The organism is Lutibacter sp. (assembly GCF_041562875.1).
Classification (GTDB): Bacteria; Bacteroidota; Bacteroidia; order Flavobacteriales; family Flavobacteriaceae; genus Lutibacter.
The window spans coordinates 1-20,589 of the sequence record NZ_JBFFOE010000051.1 but is presented as its reverse complement, the minus strand read 5'-3'; the positions used below and the strand labels follow the sequence as shown (position 1 = coordinate 20,589).

At 28.2% G+C, this 20,589-nt stretch carries 17 protein-coding genes and 2 pseudogenes; 11 read left to right on the top strand and 8 right to left on the bottom strand.

What is annotated here, in order from left to right; translation table 11 throughout:
• The 4 genes from ABY863_RS08680 to ABY863_RS08665 all read right to left on the bottom strand — a co-directional run.
• Positions 1-951 (bottom strand): tetratricopeptide repeat protein (locus ABY863_RS08680; protein WP_372793871.1); only part of this gene is annotated, 951 nt, incomplete at its 3' end.
• Between the two features lie 6 nt (positions 952-957).
• On the bottom strand, positions 958-2,952 hold the full coding sequence (locus tag ABY863_RS08675) for a PKD domain-containing protein (protein WP_372793870.1): 1,995 nt from the start codon (positions 2,950-2,952) through the stop codon (positions 958-960).
• Positions 2,953-3,078: 126 nt separating this feature from the next.
• Entirely contained in the window at positions 3,079-4,143 is a 1,065-nt protein-coding gene (locus ABY863_RS08670; RefSeq protein WP_372793869.1) for a hypothetical protein, read from the bottom strand.
• Positions 4,144-4,407: 264 nt separating this feature from the next.
• Positions 4,408-5,466: a hypothetical protein gene (locus ABY863_RS08665; protein ID WP_372793868.1), complete on the bottom strand. Its 1,059-nt coding sequence runs from the start codon at positions 5,464-5,466 to the stop codon at positions 4,408-4,410.
• Positions 5,467-5,584: 118 nt separating this feature from the next.
• On the opposite strand from ABY863_RS08665, the gene ABY863_RS08660 reads away from it, so the two are divergent.
• Together ABY863_RS08660 and ABY863_RS08655 are read left to right on the top strand one after the other, a co-directional pair.
• Positions 5,585-6,166 carry an RNA polymerase sigma factor gene (locus ABY863_RS08660; protein ID WP_372793867.1) on the top strand — a complete coding sequence of 194 codons (582 nt, stop codon included), beginning with the start codon at positions 5,585-5,587 and terminating at the stop codon, positions 6,164-6,166.
• 1 nt (position 6,167) lies between these two features.
• Positions 6,168-6,908, top strand: coding sequence for a tol-pal system YbgF family protein (locus ABY863_RS08655; RefSeq protein ID WP_372793866.1), 741 nt, complete (start codon positions 6,168-6,170; stop codon positions 6,906-6,908).
• Positions 6,909-7,015: 107 nt separating this feature from the next.
• Here the strand turns inward: ABY863_RS08655 and ABY863_RS08650 are convergent, their stop codons facing one another.
• Positions 7,016-7,738: an energy transducer TonB gene (locus ABY863_RS08650; RefSeq protein WP_372793865.1), complete on the bottom strand. Its 723-nt coding sequence runs from the start codon at positions 7,736-7,738 to the stop codon at positions 7,016-7,018.
• A 314-nt stretch (positions 7,739-8,052) separates the two neighbouring features.
• Between ABY863_RS08650 and ABY863_RS08645 the strand changes: the two are divergent.
• The 3 genes and pseudogenes from ABY863_RS08645 to ABY863_RS08635 all read left to right on the top strand — a co-directional run.
• Positions 8,053-8,316 (top strand): annotated as a pseudogene (locus ABY863_RS08645) (TatD family hydrolase); the annotation flags it as partial.
• Positions 8,298-8,491 (top strand): annotated as a pseudogene (locus ABY863_RS08640) (2-oxo acid dehydrogenase subunit E2); the annotation flags it as partial. The pseudogenes ABY863_RS08645 and ABY863_RS08640, both read left to right, overlap by 19 nt.
• A gap of 130 nt (positions 8,492-8,621) precedes the next feature.
• Positions 8,622-9,362 carry a transporter gene (locus ABY863_RS08635; RefSeq protein ID WP_372793864.1) on the top strand — a complete coding sequence of 247 codons (741 nt, stop codon included), beginning with the start codon at positions 8,622-8,624 and terminating at the stop codon, positions 9,360-9,362.
• On the opposite strand, the gene ABY863_RS08630 is transcribed toward ABY863_RS08635, so the two are convergent.
• Positions 9,359-9,631, bottom strand: a complete 273-nt coding sequence (locus ABY863_RS08630) for a hypothetical protein (RefSeq protein ID WP_372793863.1) — start codon at positions 9,629-9,631, stop codon at positions 9,359-9,361. The genes ABY863_RS08635 and ABY863_RS08630 overlap by 4 nt on opposite strands.
• Before the next feature lie 301 nt (positions 9,632-9,932).
• Here ABY863_RS08630 and ABY863_RS08625 point away from each other — a divergent pair, with 301 nt between their 5' ends.
• The 4 genes from ABY863_RS08625 to ABY863_RS08610 are packed head-to-tail and all read left to right on the top strand — an operon-like array spanning position 9,933 to position 15,216.
• Positions 9,933-10,700: a TatD family hydrolase gene (locus tag ABY863_RS08625; RefSeq protein WP_372793862.1), complete on the top strand. Its 768-nt coding sequence runs from the start codon at positions 9,933-9,935 to the stop codon at positions 10,698-10,700.
• Positions 10,690-11,172 (top strand): methylated-DNA--[protein]-cysteine S-methyltransferase, encoded by a 483-nt coding sequence (locus ABY863_RS08620; protein WP_372793861.1) that lies wholly within the window; start codon positions 10,690-10,692, stop codon positions 11,170-11,172. The genes ABY863_RS08625 and ABY863_RS08620 overlap by 11 nt, the downstream gene beginning before the upstream one ends.
• Positions 11,173-11,205: 33 nt before the next feature.
• Complete coding sequence (locus ABY863_RS08615) at positions 11,206-14,598, top strand: hypothetical protein (protein WP_372793860.1); 3,393 nt, start codon at positions 11,206-11,208, stop codon at positions 14,596-14,598.
• A gap of 60 nt (positions 14,599-14,658) precedes the next feature.
• A complete protein-coding gene (locus ABY863_RS08610) occupies positions 14,659-15,216 on the top strand; it encodes a DUF3575 domain-containing protein (RefSeq protein WP_372793859.1) in 558 nt (185 codons plus the stop codon).
• Between the two features lie 76 nt (positions 15,217-15,292).
• On the opposite strand, the gene ABY863_RS08605 is transcribed toward ABY863_RS08610, so the two are convergent.
• Positions 15,293-16,834, bottom strand: a complete 1,542-nt coding sequence (locus ABY863_RS08605; RefSeq protein WP_372793858.1) for a glycine--tRNA ligase — start codon at positions 16,832-16,834, stop codon at positions 15,293-15,295.
• 107 nt (positions 16,835-16,941) lie between these two features.
• Positions 16,942-17,826: a hypothetical protein gene (locus ABY863_RS08600; protein ID WP_372793857.1), complete on the bottom strand. Its 885-nt coding sequence runs from the start codon at positions 17,824-17,826 to the stop codon at positions 16,942-16,944.
• A 207-nt stretch (positions 17,827-18,033) separates the two neighbouring features.
• On the opposite strand from ABY863_RS08600, the gene ABY863_RS08595 reads away from it, so the two are divergent.
• Both ABY863_RS08595 and ABY863_RS08590 read left to right on the top strand, forming a co-directional pair.
• Complete coding sequence (locus ABY863_RS08595) at positions 18,034-18,720, top strand: ComF family protein (RefSeq protein ID WP_372793856.1); 687 nt, start codon at positions 18,034-18,036, stop codon at positions 18,718-18,720.
• An 82-nt stretch (positions 18,721-18,802) separates the two neighbouring features.
• Complete coding sequence (locus tag ABY863_RS08590) at positions 18,803-20,404, top strand: Ig-like domain-containing protein (RefSeq protein WP_372793855.1); 1,602 nt, start codon at positions 18,803-18,805, stop codon at positions 20,402-20,404.
• Positions 20,405-20,589: the final 185 nt, after the last annotated feature.

Sequence of the window (20,589 nt, the reverse complement as noted above, 5' to 3'; positions counted from 1 at the left end):
ATGGTACTTTGGAAGCAATACACTTAACGATTTTTGATAATAAATTAATCCCTTTTCAATTTGATTGGTTTTGCTATAAACTTCCGCAAGTTGATTGTGAATTTTGGCTACTTCTCTATCGCGTTCTCCAAAAGTTATTTTTGTGGTTTTTAATGCATTCTCAAATTGAATAATTGCTTTATCAAAATTTTTGTTTTTAACAAAACAATTTGCCAATGTAATCTTGTTTTTTATTGAAATTGAACTGTTATTTCTAACATTGTATTTATTTGAAAGTTGAATGTTTTCTTTCGCTTTTTTAACCTCGTTTAAATACAAAAAATTAATAGCCAAATCTGAATAAATTCTCGCTTTTATTTCTTCTTCTGTGGTTAAATTCAAACCCAAATTTAAATAATTAATTGCTTTAGCATATTCACCTTTAGTTCTAAAAACAACTGCTAAATTTGAATAACCTGCAATTATTTGAGTTGTATTATTTTGTTTTTGAGCTTTATCAATAGTGATTTTTAAAATATCTTCTGCCCTATCAACATCCCCTAATCTGGTATAATTATTTGCTAATGGTTTTAAACAAAATTCAATAATATCAAATTTAACATTGATATTATTATAAAAAGAAAATGCCTTTTCATATTGAATAATAGACTGATTTATAAAACCAAACTGCTTTAAATTATAGGCATAATTAATATAATAATAAAGTTGTGCTGTGTTTTCATTTTCATTTTTTGGAATCCGCCATAATTCAGAAGAAATCGACTCAAAAATGGTTAGGTTTTCAACTGATGCATTCTTAGAAAATTTATCAAGTTGAACATAAATAAATTCCGAAAAATTATCTTGTTGTATTAGTGAATCTAACGTTATTTTAAAATTAGAATCCCTGTTTTGAGCAACTGTATTAAAACTAAAAAGTACTAAAAATAGGATGACTGATTTTTTTAGCATTGCATCTTAAATTTTCCAAATTGCATAAAAATGAAGTTGGGAATGTGGTTCATTAAAATTATAAATATAACGCACTCCAACACTTGGACCAATTCTAGCAGCACCAATGGTGATATCTCCAAAAACACCGTATCTAATATCACTAAACGACGAATTACTGTTAGTAACTTCTGAAGTGTTTAAAACATCAATTGAATCTCCAATTCTATTATTAATATACGTGAAATACTGAGAATTTGTAGTGTTTTTAACTTTATTAGAAATATCAAAAGATATTTGAGGACCAACTCCTATCCCAAAAACCCCATTTAAATTGTAACGAAATGAAACAGGAACCACATCAATATTTAATTTTGTTGTTTCTGAATTTGTTTCATCAAATCGTATGGCACTATCAATTTTAGTTCCGTCAGCTAAATCAATTGGGCCAATTATTTCATTGACACTTTTTAAATCGGTAAATTCATGGGTAGAAATCATGAGTTCAGCTTGTAAGTACTTTTTATAGGATTTATAGGGTGAAATAGTAGCGCCCACAAAATAACTTTTAGAATTCTTTACATCAATATAACTATTATAACCTGCTTTTGCACCAATTGAAATTCCTGGTGAAAAACGTGAAGTAGACGTATTTGTAATAATTGGTTCATTTTTATCGAAGATAATTTCTGTTTTACTTTTAGATTTTTGCTTATGAAAATCTTTCCCAAATTTCATGGAGTATTTTACAAATCCTTTGGTAGAATCTTTATCATGAACACCTTTTTGGGTGGTTCCTGATAAGTATATATTTTTAAATTGAAATGAAATCTGGTCTTTTGAAATAATGGTATCCAAACAGCTATAATTAACTTTTTCATCTGGGCAAATTGGACATTTTGGGTACATATCCAACACTTCTAAAGTTGATTTATCTAACATTTGAGGAATCTCAACATTTAATTTTATCAATCTTGCAGGTCCTTCTCCATCATTTTGAAAACGGACTTTATATTTCAAACGTTTAAAACGAACCAATCTATAATTTAAACGCGTATCATAAACTGCCATTTTATTTGGATCGTGAGACGTTACAATTTCCATTTCTTTGGTTAATACTTTGTGTGAATCATTCCCTCGCTCAGGCACATAAATACTTCTAATAGATATTACCGCACTTGTATCTTTTAACATTTCAGGTGTTGTTTTGAAGCTAAAAAACATGGAACGTTCTTCATTTGATGCTACATTATCAAAATTATAAATTTTAACATCTTGGTAATACGCTTTGGCTTCTTCTAAAGTAAGAGGTAGATTTTGTTTTAACGTGTCATTTACTATTAATTTTTCATCTAAAAATGTTGATATACCAGTAGATTGAATAAACTCATCTTTTGAAATATAGCTGTTATTATCAGCAATAATTTCATTAGAAATTTCACTTTCGTTGTAATGCAATCTAACATCTACTAATTCGAAATTTTTAGCTTTGTATTTCTTTTCATTAAAAAATAGGTAGATTTTACCATTGGAAGGATATTCTTTAGTGTTTCCATAACTTAAAACTAACTGCATTTCTTCATTTGGTATTGGATCTCTGTTTGTTTGCAATCTAAAACCATGGTGTGAAGCCACTAAATAGTGTTTTTCATTTTCAGAAGTATCAAAACTTTCATCATTTATTGAAACTTCTTTTGGACGCGTAGTTGGCGGTTTCCCATCATCATAATTATTAGTAACTGAGAGCTGTGATTTATAGGTTCCTTTATTTTTATAGGTATGTTTTGGTTTCTCTTCAAAACTATAATTTCCATCACCAAACTCCCAATAATAGGTGTAAAATGCTTTTGGAGCACCTGCAATTTGATTTAACTGTGGCGTTTCTGGATTAAACGAAACCTTGTTTCCATTTATAATATAACCTATAGTTGCAGTTCTTGTAATTGTATCATTTTCTATGCTTTGAGCGTAAAAAGAAGTTATGAAGAATATTAATAAAAGTGATAAAAAATAATTTTTCATAGTTAGTGAGTTTTAACAAATATAAAAAAAGCATTCTATATTGATTTTTTTATATGCTTTAAAATCTCTCTTGTCAATAAAGACAAGAGAGATTTCTATTAAATTACCACCTGATTTGTGAGGACATTATGGTAATCCATTAATTAAAGTTTCTAAAGCAGCTTGTGTTATTGGGCTTAAATTTGTGATTACTTCAATATGATCTTCAACTATGGTTGTTCCTTGAATGGCATAGTTTAATTGTCCGTCAATTTCTGCAACCATTATAATGTGTACTTCTAATCCAACAGGAATTAAACCGTAATGCTCTGTAAACATTTCTAATGTTGAACTCCAAGTATCCATTCTTGCTAAAGCTGTTGGCTCACCATCGTATGATAAATATACCGCACAATTATCTTGGTTAAATTCAGCTGGAACATCAACAAAAATTTGAGTTTTAGGACCTGTATAACTGTACCATCTATCAAGATTTGTCCAACCAAAAGTTCCAATATTATAGTTATATGTTGCAAATTCTCCGCCAGCTGTTCCACCTTGTCCGTCTTTTACTTGTACTCCATCATTTTCTCCATTTCCATCTTCATCTGCTTCTACCCAATCACAAGTAGCGTCTATTCCATCACAATCATTATCAATTCCATCTCCATTTGCTCTAAAAACTTGCATTCCACCATCTAAATCTACAAAATCTACGGGTCTGCTTTGAACATTTGCCATTTCTAATAATTCCAAACCATTGGCACCTTGTTCTGCATTTATAAAAAATTCTCCTGCCGATTTTAGTGCTTCTTTATCACCATTTACTCTTTGTCCAAGTGTAGATTTATTTTTTAAAAGCATTGAAGCTTTATCATAAATTTCAATTAATTTAACAGTTACATTTCCTGTTACTGGAGTTCCGTTTAATCCAAATGAATTTGGTTGAAAAGTTACTTTAGTTCCTTGAGATCCAGTAATAATTCCACCAGTTGCAGCGTCTAAAATAAATTCTTCAACAGCATTCTCTCTGTTATCGTTAAAACGTTCTGTTAAGGCTATGCCATCTGGTTGAGGAACTAAAACTTCATCTTTGTCATTAATACAACTTACTAAACTTGCAAGTACCACTATTACTAATGCATTTTTAAAAATTCTGTTTACAACTTTACTATTCTTTAAGTTTGTAAAATTTTGTCTTTGTGTTTTCATAATTATTTAATTTTAATTGTTTTTAAATTTGTTTTATACTTATATATCAACAGCCTTTATTTTTTGTTACCCTTTATTTTGAAAAAAATTAATTAAAAACACTTTATTTCTTTAATTTTATGATTCTCAGCTGTAATTATTACAATTTAAAAAATGCTCTCACCTCTCTTTTTAAAGTAACTTGTAGAAATAAAAAAAGGCTATCTAAATTAGACAGCCTTTCTATTAGCAATTAACCTCTTTCTTTATTTTCAATTCTACTATTTATGGTAATCCATTAATCAAAGCCTCTAAAGCAGACTGAGTTATTGGACTTAAACTTGTTATTACTTCAATATGATCTTCAACTATGGTTGTTCCTTGTATTGCATAATTTAATTGTCCATCTATTTCTGCAACCATTATAATATGTACTTCTAATCCAACAGGAATTAATCCGTAATGCTCTGTAAACATTTCTAATTCTGTATTGTAAACATCCATTCTTGCTAAAGCTGTTGGTTCTCCATCATATGATAAGTATACCGCACAATTATCTTGATTAAATTCAGCTGGTACATCAATAAATATTTCAGTTTTGGCACCTGTATAATTGTACCATCTATCAAGATTTGTCCAACCAAAAGTTCCAATATTATAGTTATATGTTGCAAATGCACCATCAGCACCTTGTCCGTCTCTAATTTGAGCGTCATCTTTTTCACCATTTCCATCTTCATCTGCTTCTACCCAATCACAAGTAGCATCTATTCCATCACAATCATTATCAATTCCATCTCCATTTGCTCTAAAAATTTGCATTCCACCATCTAAATCTGCAAAATCTACTGGCTTGCTTTGAACACTTGCCATTTCTAACAATTCTAAATTATTTGCACCTTGCTCAGCATTTATAAAAAATTCTCCTGCCGATTTTAATGCCTCTTTATCGCCATTTACTCTTTGTCCAAGTGTAGATTTATTTTTTAAAAGCATTGACGCCTTGTCGTAAATTTCTATTAATTGCACGGTTACATTTCCTGTTACTGGAGTTCCGTTTAATCCAAATGAATTTGGTTGAAAAGTTACTTGTGTTCCTTGTGTTCCAATAATAATTCCACCAGTTGCCGCGTCTAAAATAAATTCTTCAACAGCATTCTCTCTGTTATCGTTAAAACGTTCTGTTAAGGCTACGCCATCTGGTTGAGGAACTAACACTTCATCTTTGTCATTAGAACAACTTGCTAAACTTGCAAGAACCATTACTCCTAATGCATTTTTTAAAATTCTGTTTACAACTTTACTATTCTTTAAGTTTGTAAAATTTTGTTTTTGTGTTTTCATAATTATTAAATTTTAATTGTTTTTAAATTTGTTTTACACTTACATATCAACAGGTTTTATTTTTTGTTACCCTTTTTTATGAAAAAAAAATTAAATTAGCTATCTCTAACTATTACACATGATTCAAAAACCACACGAAGACCATATATATATAGAGGCTTTGCTAAAAAATGACAGTAGAGTACTTTCTAAGATTTATGAAAAATTTTCACATAAGATTGTTTCCTATGTAAGAAATAACAATGGTAATTCTGATGATGCTCAAGATATTATTCAGGAAACATTGGTTACTATTTACCACCAAGCAAAAGAGAAAAATTTTATACTTACATGTCCGTTTGATGCTTATTTCTATTTATTATGTAAAAGACGTTGGTTAAATGAACTTAAAAAAAGAGGAAATAATAGGGTAACAATTTCAGACGATACTACATCTATTACTGAAGAGCAAGAACAACAAGTTGAAGAAACTGAAATTTTTGAAAAACAACATCAGCTTTTTGAATCAAAATTTAAAGAATTAGGTGCAAAATGTCAAGAATTATTAAAAACCACCTTTAAAATTAAATCGATGGAAAAAGTTGCAGAAATTTTAGGTGTTACTTATGGTTATGCTCGTAAGAAGAAATCACAATGTATGGGAAAATTAACGCAGCTTGTGAAAGATTCTAATGAATTTCATCAACTAAAAGCCTACTAAAATGAAAGAAGATAGCTACATATTATTTGATAATTACCTAAATAAAGAACTATCAGCTTCTGAAATAATTTCTTTTGAAGAAAAACTAAACTCGGATGCCGATTTTAAACAGGAATTTGAAATTTATAAGTCATTAGAAACTTCTTTGACTTCAAAATTTGAAAATGAAGAAGCCGAAAAAGAATTGAAAAATACCCTCTCAAAATTAGGTTCAAAATATATTAAACCAGAAAATTCCATTAAAAAGAAAGGAAAAATAATCTCATTATTGAGCAATAAAAAATTCATGGTTGCGGCAAGTATTGCACTGGTAATTGGTTTTTTCTTATTCAATAATGGAGATCCTGTTTATAGTGATTTTTCAAACCATAATGCGTTAGAATTAGTTGTTAGAGGCAATAATAATGATGCTATCATAAAAGCGCAAGATGCTTTCAATTCTAAAAATTATAAAGAAGCTTTAAAACAATTAACCGTTTTATCTGAAACCAGCAACGACGATACAGAAATTGAATTGTACAAAGGAATTTGTTATCTAGAATTAAACATTTATGTAGAAGCTGATATCATTTTTGATGCAATAAGTAGTGGAAATTCAACTTTTGCTAACACAGCCTCATGGTACAAAGCATTAAGTATGTTAAAACAAAAACAGTTTGAAGCCTGTAAATATGTTTTAAAAACAATTCCGGAAAGTGCTGCAGAATATAAACAAGCTCAAAAATTATTGAAGAAATTGTGAGTTTTATAGTTGGTAAAAAATAGTGTTTCTTTCACAAAAGAGTAATCAATTTCTTGAAAAAATAAAAGGCTAAAAAGTTTCCACTTCACTTTTTAGCCTTTATAAATTTATTCTACTTTAAATGCAATGGGAAGCGAATATTTTACATTCACAGGTTTATTTCTTTGCTTACCAGGTTCCATTTGAGGTAATAATTTTACAACTCTAATAGCTTCGTTTTGTAATTCTTTGTGAGGTGACCTCGCTTGAATTTCTACAATATTTCCTTGTTTATCTATTTTAAATATAACAGAAATACGCTGAATTCCTGAAGATAAATTTAATACAGATGCTAATTCTGCATTAAATTTATTGCTAACAAACTTTGTAATTTTTGCAGAAAAGCAAGCTTTCATTTCCTCTTTTGTTCCTTCACAACCAGGAAAAATAGGTGCATCCTCTATAATAAAAAATGGAACATCTTCCGGTCCTTCTTCAATTATAGGCTTAACATCTACAATTTTTGTAAGATCTACTGGTTTATCTGGATCAACTGGATCAATAATTGTTTCAGTCAAATTATCATTCTCGTTATCAATTTGTTCAATAACATCAATAATTACCTTTTTAGGAGCTGGTTGCTCTTTAGGTGGTTCAATAGTATAATCAATGATTGATTCTGTAAAATCATCATTCTTAAAATTTGGATTGTCTACTATAACCAAATTATTGTTGAATGTTTTGTTTTGAATTAATACATAAACAATAACCAGTGATAATACTAAGCCTAATTGTACAAATAATTTACTGTAATTCTCTAAATTTGCTTTTGGATGTTTTTTTGTTTTCATACGAAGAAAGTTTTATGTTATCTTTTTTTTAGCTGAATTCAAATAATTACTTTGAGTGGAATTGAATAATTATTTGTTGCTACTAAAATTTTCGATAACTGTTAAAATTATGTTAATACAAGAAGCATACCAAAAAAAGGAAGCCATCTAAACGTAGATGGCTTCTTCATTTACGTTGATTTTAATATTTTTGAAAAAATTAAACATTCAACTAATTTTTAAGCTTTCAAACTTTCTGTTACTTTTGCGGTACGATAATTACTGATACACACACACATTTATACAGCGATCAATTTCGTGAAGATAGAGATGAAATGATTCAACGAGCAATTGATGCTGGTGTTACACGATTATTTATTCCTGCTGTAGATTCAACATTTTTTGATGCCATGTTAGATTTGGAAAAAACATTTCCAGATCATACCTTTTTAATGATGGGTTTACACCCAACACACGTTAAAGAAAATGCTGCAGAAGAATTAGCTTTTGTGAAAAAATGGTTAGACAAGCGGAATTTTTATGCAGTTGGAGAAATTGGAATAGATTTATATTGGGATAAAACATTGTTGAACGCCCAGTAGCTATTATGGTGAAGTAGTTATTAGACCAATTATGTATGTTGCATTATCCTATAATCATAGAGTTATTGATGGTCGTGAATCTGTAGGATTCTTAGTTGCTGTGAAAGAAGCATTAGAAAATCCAGTAGAAATTTTAATGAATAATAATCCTAAAAAAAGTTTAGAATTATAAAATTAAACATACTTTCAAAAGTATTTAAGAACCCCAACAAAATTGTTGGGGTTTTTTTATGAATATGATAAAAATCATCCTTATTTAGACTTAATAAAAATAACTTCGCAATTCAAAGAATTAAAGAAACATGAAATTAATTTTACGCTTTGCTTTAGTCACATCATTTATATTTTCAAAAATAAATGCACAAACTGCAGAACCATCCGCTACAATTGATAAAAGTATTTTGCAAATAGAATTAGAGTCATTGTATACCATTCAAAATGAAGGTTCAGAAAAAATGAACTCTTGGAGTATTCCAAGTGCATTATTTAGATACGGCTTACTGAATGGTTTTGAATTACAATTAAACACCCCTATTATAAAAGAAAAATTATGGAAAAATAATCATTTAATTCACTCTTTAAATAAATTTGATGACATACAAATTGGATTTTCTATGAACCTTTGGAAAGAAAAAAAATTAGTACCAGAAGCATCTATCATGATTAGAACAATAGTACCAACAGACAAAAAATTTAAACTTGCCAAAATTGGAGAAATTGTTTCGTTAAACTTTTCTAATAAAATTTCAGAAAAATTTTCTTTTAATTATAATATTGGATACGTTCATGAAACTGACAATTCTAAATCTGGTTTTTATATTGCAAACATTAGCTATGAGGCGAATTCCAAAGTACATTTTTTTTTAGAAAATTTTGGAGATTTCACCCAAGAAAAATTGATTTCACATAATATGAACACAGGCGTAGGTTATAATTTTAGTGACAATTTTATAGTTGATCTATCAATTTCAAAAGGAGTTAATCACAATATGTTTTATACTGGCGGTATAATTACTTGGGCAATTAACACTAAAAAAAATTAAAATTTATAAACTAAGGTTTTTAAAAATAAACACTTCGTATCATAATCTATTACTGATTTTCCTTTTTCAAGAATATCAGCACCAATAATTCCATCTACAGCTTCAGCTTTATGCTCAGTTAAAGCAGTGTTTACATGTGTTAAATCAAATAAAACAATTGTAAAATTACTGAACTTCCATTCTTTTAATTCTAAATTATTTTTTTCAGAAATTTTTGTACCCATCCCAATAGCGCCAGCTCCTGCTGCTTTTGTATTTGAATCTTTCACCTCTAATTTAAATTTTTCAGCTAAATTAATATCAACACAAGAACCTAGAAGCTCCTGTATCTATAATAAAACGACCTTTAACACCATTTAATGTAACTTTTAGCTCAAAATGGTTTGTGTTTATTTTTTTAAGCTTAATTTTTATATATCCTTTCCTTAAAAGAATGTGATCCAAATTCATCTACTGCCTATTTTCGTCAAGTTTACTGTTTTTTAAAAGAAAATAATCTGCCAGCAAAATGAATACAGCATAACAATAATTATACATTTAAGAATAATTCTTTTTGAGTACTTTTGCCATATGATAATTACTGACACTCATACCCATTTATACAGCGATCAATTTAGCGAAGATAGAGATGAAATGATTCAACGAGCAATTGATGCTGGTGTTACACGATTATTTATTCCTGCTGTAGATTCAACATTTTTTGATGCCATGTTAGATTTGGAAAAAGCATTTCCAGATCATACTTTTTTAATGATGGGTTTACATCCAACACACGTTAAAGAAAATGCTGCGGAAGAATTAGCTTTTGTGAAAAAATGGTTAGACAAACGGAATTTTTATGCAGTTGGAGAAATTGGTATCGATTTATATTGGGATAAAACATTGTTGAAGCAACAACAACAAGCTTTTAAAACTCAAATTCATTGGGCAAAAGAAAAAAACTTACCCATTATTATTCATTGCAGAGATGCTTTTGATGAAATTTTTGAAATATTAGAAGAAGAAAAAGATGATAAATTATTCGGAATATTTCATTGCTTTTCAGGAAATTTAGAACAAGCTAAAAAAGCTATTTCATACAATATGAAACTAGGAATTGGTGGTGTTGTAACTTTTAAAAATGGTAAAATAGATCAATTTTTGAATGAAATTGCCATTGAACATATTGTATTGGAAACTGACGCACCTTATTTGGCACCAACTCCATTTAGAGGAAAAAGAAATGAAAGTAGTTTTATTATAAACGTATTGGAAAAATTAGCCGATATTTATAAATTAACACCACAAGAAATTGCAGAAATAACAACACAAAACTCAAAAAACGTTTTTGGAATCTAACGAAACTGCATATTATAAAACACCCATTGGAACTGCAAAAATTGTTGGTAATAAACTTGGAATTCAATCAATTACTGTTATTGATGAAGAAATGGAAACCTCAAAAGATATTCCATCTTATCTACAAGAGTGTATTCAACAATTAAATGAATATTTTAGTGGTATAAGAATAACATTCAATTTAAAATTAAATCCACAAGGAACCGATTTTCAAAAACGTGTTTGGAACGAATTATTAAATGTTCCGCACGGAAAAACCAGAACTTATTTAGAACAATCTAAAAAATTAGGTGATGTTAAAGCGATAAGAGCAGTTGCTTCAGCTAATGGTAAAAACCCAATTTGGATTCTAATTCCTTGTCACAGAATTATTGGAAGCGATGGTTCGTTAACTGGTTATGCAGGTGGTTTATGGCGTAAAAAATGGTTGTTAGAACACGAAAGTCCATCACCTCAACAATCATTATTTTAAACTATATTTAACTTTGTAACGTTAGTTTAAAAAATGAAAAAAGTTTTACTCTTATTCTTCCTTTTAATTAGCGTTTTCATAAATGCTCAAATTCAGTCGAAAAATGTTCATTTGAAATCTTTTTGGGTTAAAAATGATTCGGTAAAAATAGATACAATTAGTATAAGTCCTTTTAATTTTAAAGTGTTTTCAGATTTAAATGCTGAAATTGATTCTTCAAAATATACCGTAGATTTTTCTAAATCATTAGTGGTTTTCAAAAAGGAAAACCCAATTAAGTTCTCAGCAATAACAGTTCAATACACTTCGTACCCAGATTTTATCACTAAAAACTATTTTAAATTTGATAAAAAATTAATTGTTCCCAAAACAACAGACCAAACACAATTATTCAGCTTAACTACCAATGAAAAAAAATTGCCATTTAAACCTTTTGATGGCTTAAATACTGTTGGGAATATTACACGCGGTGTTACTGTTGGAAACAACCAAAATGCGGTTGTTAACTCAACCTTAGATTTGCAAATTGCAGGAAAATTAAATGATAAAGTTACGCTGAAAGCTTCTATTATTGATACAAATTTACCAATTCAGGAAAATGGAAACACCTATAAATTAAATGAATTTGATCGTGTTTTTATTGAATTATTTAGTGATAAATGGAGTGTAAATGCGGGTGATATTTATTTGAACAATAATGAAACTTCTTATTTAAAATTCAATAAAAAAGTTTCTGGTTTGGCAGTTAAAGCCAAAATAGCAACTGAGAATTCTGAAATTAACTTACAAACTTCTGGGGCAATTGTTAAAGGAAAATACAAGAAAATTCAATTTAACGGTCAAGAAGGAAATCAAGGGCCTTATAAATTATCGGATGCAAATACAAACACCTATCTTTTAATTTTATCTGGAACCGAACAAATTTACGCCAATGGAAGATTGTTAAAACGTGGTGAAAATAATGATTATAGTATTGATTATAATACTGCTGAAATTACATTTAGCACTACTTTTCCAATAACAGCTGACATGAGAATTACGGCTGAATATCAATTTACAGATAGGGTCTATACGCGTTTTATAACCTACAATAATCTAAGTTACAAAACTGATAAATTAACCGTTAGCGGCTATTTTTACAATGAAAACGATTTAAAAAATCAACCTTTAGAACAAGATTTAAGTAATGAACAAAAGCAAATTTTATCAGATGTAGGAAACAATGTGAACGAGATGGTTACACCATCGGCATTTGTTGATACGTTTTCAGAAGATAAAATTTTATACAAAAAAATAAGTAATGGTGCTTCAGAAGTTTTTGAATATTCAACCAATGAAACAGACGAATTGTACCAAGTAACTTTTACCTATGTTGGTGAAAATTTAGGAAGTTATCTATTAAAAGATGTAATTGCAATTGGTAAAATATTTGAATTTACTGGTGAAAATTCAGGAAATTACAATCCTATTATTCAATTAATTGCGCCAAATAAATTGCAAATTATTGGGTTTAAAACAACTTATAATCCTTCTAAAAAAACAACAATTACTGCTGAAACTGCTTTTAGTAATAACGATGTTAATTTATTTTCAACCTTAGATAATTCTACAAATAAAGGACTCGCAACAAAATTAGATTGGGAACAAGTTGTTTTTCAAAATACATGGGAACTAAAAAGTAATTTAAAATTTGACTTTATTAATAAAGACTTTAAAAGTATTGAGCGAATTCAAAATATTGAATTTGATAGAGATTGGAATATTGGAACAACTACTGGAAGTCAAAAATTAATAACCACTGCTTTAAACCTTTCAAACCAACAAAATAGCACCCTAAATTATGAATTTGAGAACTTAGAATTTAGTGATTATTTTAAAGGAAACAGACATCACCTATATGGAAATTTAATTCATAAAAATCTCTCATTTCATTTTAATAGTAGTTTGTTAAACAATAAAACAACTGATGAAAAAGGAACCTTTTCAAGATATTTTATAAATGCAAAATACAATTTAAACAGCAGTTGGTTTGGAGTTAGCTCAAATGCTGAAAAAAATGAAAGAAGTGCAATTTCAACAAATACATTGTTAAATTTAAGTCATAAATACAACGAATATGAAGCATTTTTTGGAGTTGGAGATTCTTCAAAAGTTTTTATGCAAATTGGAGTTAATTTTAGAACAACAGACAGTATTCAAAATAATGCCTTTGAAAAAGTAAATACTGCTAAAACATACTACGTAAAATCTAGTTTAATTAAAACTGAAAACTCAAATTTAAACGCTTATATAAATTATAGAACGGTTAAAAATGTAAATTTTAAAAACGAAGAATCATTAAACTCAAAAATTGTTTACAAACAGCAATTATTTCATCAGTTTTTAACTTTTAACACATCGTATCAAACACTTTCTGGAACTTTACCTCAACAAGATTATACGTATATTAAAACTGAACCTGGACAGGGTTTTTATATGTGGATAGATTATAATGGGAATGGTGTAAAAGAGTTAAATGAGTTTGAAATAGCGCAGTTTCAAGATCAAGCTGAGTATTTACGTGTTATTTTGCCAACCGTAAATTATATTGCTACACACCAAAATAAATTAACACAAACTGTTGCTATAAACCCTCAACAATGGAATTCTAAAAAAGGTTTAAAAAAAGTGCTTTCACATTTTTACAATCAAACGTTTATTTTAATTGATAGCAAACAGAAAAAATTGGCTAAAAAGTTTAATTTAAATCCGTTTGATATTAATAATATTGACTTACTAGGTTTAAACTTTAACTTAAACAACAGTTTGTATTTTAACAAAGGGAAAAAGCGTTTTTCTACAACGTATAGTTTTATAAAATCACAAAATAAAACTACAACAACTATTGATAATTTAGAAAATACCTTACAACTAAACCAACTTCAATTTGAACATGAATTAGGTGAATTTTGGTTGTTTAATTTTAATATGAATAGTTCTAAAAACACTAGTAATTCAGCAAATTATACAAACAGAAATTATGAATTAAATAATTATACTATATTACCAAAACTATCTTATTACTATAATAAGAACACTTACTTTTCATTTTTTTATGAATTTAAAAATAAAGAAAATAAATTGGGAGGTTTTGAAACCTTGAAATTACAAAAATTAGGTGTTTCAATTAATTATGCAAACAATTTAAAAAGTTTATTAAAAACGGAAGTAAACATTTTTAATAATAGGTTTGAAGGTATTAACAATTCACCTGTTGCCTATCAAATGTTAGAAGGTTTACAACCTGGAAAAAACTATACTTGGAGTTTGTTATTTCAAAGAAAGTTAAATTCGTTTTTAAATTTAAATCTTAATTATTTAGGAAGAAAAAGTAAAACTTCAAAAACAATTCACACAGGAACTATTCAATTAAAAGCTCTTTTTTAATTTTTTATACTTTGGTTTCATTTTTGTTTCTATTTTTACGATCTAATTTAAAATTCAATTATGAAAAAAATCACCCTTTTAACAATCTTATTTATCGGCAGTTTATCACTTTTTGCTCAAGAAAATAATTATCAAGAAGGTCTGTCCAAAAACGAATTAAAGATTAATATGTCTAATTTAATTGGTTTTAAATTTTTTGATGTTGGCTATGAAAGAATCCTTAACGAAGAATCAACAATTGGTGTTAATCTACTTTTTAACCTAGACAAAAATTCAGATGCCACTAGTTTAGATGAATATCGAACTTTTTCAATTACACCCTATTACAGACATTTTTTTTCAAATAAATATGCTCAAGGTTTTTTTGTAGAAGCTTTTACAATGCTTCATACAGCAAAAGATTATTACTACTATGATTACTATGACCCAAATACAAATATTAATAATTCAGAGAAATACACAGATTTTGCAGTTGGTATTTCAGCTGGCGGAAAATGGGTTAGCAAAAGAGGTTTTGTTGCTGAAATTTATTTAGGTATAGGTAGAGATTTATTAGGTAATAGTAATGATGAAGTAGTTGGTAGAGGAGGCGTTGCTATTGGTTATCGGTTTCAATAATACATTATTTAAAAAGTAAAAAAGCCAAACTAAAAATTAGTTTGGCTTTCTTTATATACTATTGAAATAATAAAAATTACATTTTCATTAACCAATTTTTAACGTCAATTTCTTCTTTGATAATATCACGAAGTTCTGAAATTTTAACTCTTTTTTGTTCCATGGTATCTCTATAACGAATGGTTACAGAATCATCATTTAACGTATCGTGATCTACAGTAATACAAAATGGAGTTCCCACTGCATCTTGTCTTCTATAACGTCTTCCAACCGCATCTTTTTCATCATAGGCAATATTGAAATCCCATTTCAAATCTTCTACAATTTTACGAGCAACCTCAGGCAATCCATCTTTTTTAACCAACGGTAAAATTGCTGCCTTTATTGGTGCTAATACTGAAGGTAATTTTAAAACCGTACGTGTCGATCCATTTTCTAATTCTTCTTCTTGTAATGAATTTGAAAATACTGCTAAAAACATTCTGTCTAAACCAATAGAAGTTTCAACTACATAAGGAATATAATGTTCATTCAATTCAGGATCAAAATATTGTAATTTTTTCCCTGAATGTTTTTCGTGACTTGATAAATCGAAATCTGTACGAGAATGTATTCCTTCTAATTCTTTAAATCCAAATGGAAATCTAAATTCTATATCTGCTGCTGCATCAGCATAATGCGCTAATTTTTCGTGGTCGTGAAAACGGTAGTTATCTGAGCCCATTCCTAATGATAAGTGCCATTTTAAACGGGTTTCTTTCCATTGCTCATACCATTCTTTTTGAGTGCCAGGACGTACAAAAAATTGCATTTCCATTTGTTCAAATTCACGCATTCTAAAAATAAACTGACGTGCAACTATTTCATTTCTAAAAGCTTTTCCAGTTTGAGCAATCCCAAAAGGAATTTTCATTCTTCCAGTTTTTTGAACATTTGAAAAGTTTACAAAAATACCTTGCGCCGTTTCAGGACGTAAGTATAAATCCATTGCTGTCTCAGCTGAAGCACCTAATTTAGTTCCAAACATTAAGTTAAACTGCTTCACATCTGTCCAGTTTTTAGAACCTGACAATGGGCAACCAATTTCTAACTCTTCTATTAACAATTTAACGTCGGCTAGATCTTCATTTTCTAAAGATTGCCCCATACGTTTTAAAATAGCATCACCTTGCTCTTTGTAACCTACAACACGAGGATTTGTAGCTAAAAACTCAGCTTTATCAAATGACTCACCAAAACGTTTTTCCGCTTTAGCAACTTCTTTTTCAATTTTAGCATCTAGTTTCCCTACATAGTCTTCAATTAAAACATCAGCTCTATACCTTTTTTTAGAATCTTTATTATCAATTAATGGATCATTAAAAGCATCTACATGCCCAGAAGCTTTCCAAGTTGTTGGGTGCATAAAAATGGCGGCATCTAAACCAACAATGTTTTCATGCATTTGCACCATTGCTTTCCACCAATATTCTCTAATATTTTTCTTTAATTCAACACCGTTTTGAGCATAGTCGTATACTGCGCTTAAACCATCATAAATTTCACTAGATTGAAATACAAAACCGTATTCTTTTGCGTGTGAAACTACTTTTTTAAATTGATCATCTTGATTTGCCATTTTGCAAAAATAGGAAAGGTTTTAATACTAAAAAATAAAAAAGTGGAAATAGCCGAAACTATTTCCACCCAATTAACATTAAATAATACTAATTTGGAGTTACTTTCTTACTTCAAGGTAATTTGAGTTGCTCCTACAAATTTATCTTCAATATAAATATTTACTTTATAAAGACCGCTATCCATAGAGTCTCTGTTAACTTCAACTAACGAAATAATATCAACGGCTTCATTTAAATAATTTACAATGGTTTGATCGCTATAATTTATTTGAACATCATTTAAAGTTAATTCTCCTTTACTTGCAACCGTATTTCCTTTTGAATCAACAATTTGAATATACACTTGACGCTCACCTTGTTCAGAAATTTCGTTTTTTGCAATGGTGAAATTAATTCTAAAAGCATCAGCATTCCTTGCCCTTGATGTTTCTACTAATTTTCCATTCGTTTTTTCGCGCATTGCCAATACTTTAGCTGAACTTAATTTTAAAACAGATCCAATAGCTACTTTTTCTGATAAATTTAAATTTTTAATTGATAGCGTATCGTTAGCAGCTATTTGACGAGAAATATTTACTCTAGCGCTATCTAAATTAGTTGTAAGTAACATATTATCACTAGTTAATCTTTCATTTAATGAAAATAATTCTCTGTTTTTTTCTTCTAATTTTGAAATTTCATTTCTAAATCTTCTAATTAAACTGTAGTTGGTACCTTTTAAATCTTTTATAGAATCTCTAAGGGAAATAATGCGATCTCGTTCTAAAGATAGTTCGTTAGTCATAGAAGTATTTTGACCAATAGCTTCTTCATATTTAATAATCATGTTGTCTAAATTCCCTTCAATTTCCAATTTTTCCTCTTCAATTGCGTCCGTTAACTTTTTATGTTCTGTATTGTTATAAAAAGTATATCCTAATGCAACTAATAATAGCACTGCTAAAGCAATAACAATTATTTTACTATTTGATTTCTTTTTTTCTTCCATCATTCCTTTAATTTATCTATGTTTATTTATTATCTTAACGTGAAATGCAAAATTAAATTATTTAGAGCCACTAAATAATTTTTGAGGTAAGTTTTTTGGCTTTATATAAAATTACGCCATAAAAACTATAATTCATAATTATTATGCTATTTTTTTACATCAATTTAACTTAATTTCAAAAAAAAATGTATTTTTAAAGAAAGTACTGCTATGAATTTTTTGAAAGATATTTTTAATATCTTCTTTCCTGAAGTTTGCTTATGTTGTCATGAGCATTTAGTAAATCATGAAACTACTATTTGTTTAACTTGTAGACATGATTTGCCTTTAACTAATTTTAGTTTTGAAGAAGAAAATTTGGTAGAAAAATCTTTCTACGGAAGAATTCCTATTGAAAATGCTACTGCTTTATTTTACTTTACAAAAAAAGGGAACGTACAATTATTAATTCATGAACTTAAATACAATAAACAACAACAAGTAGGAAATTTTATTGGTAACTGGCTAGGAGATGAAATACTTGAGAGTAATAGGTTTAAAGATCTAGATTATATTATACCTGTTCCTCTTCATCAAAAAAAACTGAGATCTAGAGGTTATAATCAGGTAACTACTTTTGGCGAAAGTTTAGCTAAAAAATTGAATATTTCTTACAATTCAACTATTTTAGTTAAAATCTCTTCCACCAAAACACAAACTAAAAAAATACGTTTAGATCGATGGAAAAATGTACAGGAATTATTTTTTGTGCAAAATAATTTTGATTTAAAAAATAAACATATTTTACTAATTGACGATATTATAACAACTGGGGCAACACTTGAAGCTTGTTGCAAATCTTTCAGTAAAATTGAAGGTTTAAAAATAAGCATTGCTTGCATGGCTTATACCAAATAATTAAAATTCATAGAATACAAAATATCCAAGTCCATTTTTAAAAAATTAATTGTTATTTTGCATAAATATATTTCGAAAACAAATGAATTATAGCGTTTTTAAAATTCTTTTAGTACTTACCGTTAGTTTATCATTCACTAATTGTGCAAAAAGAGGCACACCAACTGGAGGTGCAAAAGATAGTATTGCTCCAATATTAGTGAGCGCAAACCCAAACAATAAAAGCATTTACTTTAAATCAAAAAAAATAAAAATTTATTTTGATGAATACATTAAACTAAAAAATGTAAGCAAACAATTAGTTGTTTCTCCTCCTCAAAAAAAGGATCCAATTATAACACCACTTGGGTCAGCAAGTAAATCAATTACCATTGAAATTTTAGATACACTAGATCTTAATACCACCTATTCATTTAATTTTGGAAAGAGTATTGTTGATAATAATGAAGAAAATGAACTAGGGAATTTTAAATATGTTTTTTCAACAGGAAGTTTTATTGATTCTTTAGAATTATCAGGAGAAGTTACAAACCCTCGTGTAAAAAAAACAGAAAAGAATTTTGATGTAATGCTTTATGAATATAATAAATCTTATACTGATTCAATTATTTTTAAAGAAAAACCACGTTACATTTCTAATACTTTAGATAGTACATTATATGAACTTACAAATTTACGCGCTGGTAAATACCTTCTTATTGCGCTAAAAGACGCTAATGGCAATAAAATTTACAATCCTGAAATTGATAAAATAGGGTTTGTAAAAGACACCATTATAATACCAACCGATAAAAAATATAATTTTACAATTTTTAAAGAAATTCCAAAATTAAAGGTAATTAAACCGAAGGAAGTTACAAAAGGTCATCTTATTTTTGGATATTTAGGCGATGCAAAAGATTTAAATATTGAGCTTTTAACAGCAACCCCTGAAGGTTTTAAATCTGAAATTAATTTTGAAAAAGATACAGACACTATTAATTATTGGCATACTGCTATAGAAATAGATTCTTTAAATTTTAGAGTTTCTAAAGGCGAATACTCTGAAGAATTAACCTTAAAAACAAGAAGTTCAAAAATTGATTCTTTAATCATTAATAAAAGTACAAGTGGTATTTTACACTTAATTGATACCTTCTCAATTTCAACCAATATTCCTATTATTATGGTTGATAAATCATTAATTAAAATTATAGATCAAGATTCAATTACAATTGATTTTGAACCCATTTTATCAAAATCTAAAACAAAACTGTATCTCAATTTTGATAAAAAAAATAATTCTAAATACCTTTTTAAGGTATTACCAAAAACAATTACTACCTTTTTTGGTGCTGTTAACGATTCTTTATCATTTAAATTAACAACAAAATTACCTGAAGATTATGGAGTTTTGAATTTTGAATTGTCAAGTGAACAAAAATCATCTTTTATTGTTGAATTATTAGATAAAAAAGAAGTTGTTGTTAGAACCAAAAAAATAGAGAATCCTCAAACAATAAGTTTTACCCTGTTACCGCCTGATACTTACTCTATCCGAGTAATTGTTGATGAAAATAAAAATGGCATTTGGGATACAGGTAATTTTTTAAACAAACAACAGCCTGAAGTTGTTAAATATTTTGATAAAGAAATTAAAATTAGGGCAAATTGGGAAGAGAATGAAACATTTATATTGAAATAACACCAATTAAGTTTATGATTATAATTAGTTTAAAAAATTTGTTACTTTTACAATTATAAAATCCTTGCTTTGACTAAATATTTGATAATACTAATCCTCTTTTTTTGCTGTTTCTCTATTATAGATACTCAAGCACAGGACAGAAGTAGTCATGAAATTGGATTTATTAGTGGAGCTGCTTCATT

What these genes read in the sequence shown, in the direction of transcription:
- ABY863_RS08675 (WP_372793870.1), bottom strand. Translation starts at nt 2,952, where the DNA reads ATGAAAAATTATTTTTTATCACTTTTATTAATATTCTTCATAACTTCT.
- ABY863_RS08670 (WP_372793869.1), bottom strand. Translation starts at nt 4,143, where the DNA reads ATGAAAACACAAAGACAAAATTTTACAAACTTAAAGAATAGTAAAGTT.
- ABY863_RS08665 (WP_372793868.1), bottom strand. Translation starts at nt 5,466, where the DNA reads ATGAAAACACAAAAACAAAATTTTACAAACTTAAAGAATAGTAAAGTT.
- ABY863_RS08660 (WP_372793867.1), top strand. Translation starts at nt 5,585, where the DNA reads ATGATTCAAAAACCACACGAAGACCATATATATATAGAGGCTTTGCTA.
- ABY863_RS08655 (WP_372793866.1), top strand. Translation starts at nt 6,168, where the DNA reads ATGAAAGAAGATAGCTACATATTATTTGATAATTACCTAAATAAAGAA.
- ABY863_RS08650 (WP_372793865.1), bottom strand. Translation starts at nt 7,738, where the DNA reads ATGAAAACAAAAAAACATCCAAAAGCAAATTTAGAGAATTACAGTAAA.
- ABY863_RS08635 (WP_372793864.1), top strand. Translation starts at nt 8,622, where the DNA reads ATGAAATTAATTTTACGCTTTGCTTTAGTCACATCATTTATATTTTCA.
- ABY863_RS08625 (WP_372793862.1), top strand. Translation starts at nt 9,933, where the DNA reads ATGATAATTACTGACACTCATACCCATTTATACAGCGATCAATTTAGC.
- ABY863_RS08615 (WP_372793860.1), top strand. Translation starts at nt 11,206, where the DNA reads ATGAAAAAAGTTTTACTCTTATTCTTCCTTTTAATTAGCGTTTTCATA.
- ABY863_RS08610 (WP_372793859.1), top strand. Translation starts at nt 14,659, where the DNA reads ATGAAAAAAATCACCCTTTTAACAATCTTATTTATCGGCAGTTTATCA.
- ABY863_RS08605 (WP_372793858.1), bottom strand. Translation starts at nt 16,834, where the DNA reads ATGGCAAATCAAGATGATCAATTTAAAAAAGTAGTTTCACACGCAAAA.
- ABY863_RS08600 (WP_372793857.1), bottom strand. Translation starts at nt 17,826, where the DNA reads ATGATGGAAGAAAAAAAGAAATCAAATAGTAAAATAATTGTTATTGCT.
- ABY863_RS08595 (WP_372793856.1), top strand. Translation starts at nt 18,034, where the DNA reads ATGAATTTTTTGAAAGATATTTTTAATATCTTCTTTCCTGAAGTTTGC.
- ABY863_RS08590 (WP_372793855.1), top strand. Translation starts at nt 18,803, where the DNA reads ATGAATTATAGCGTTTTTAAAATTCTTTTAGTACTTACCGTTAGTTTA.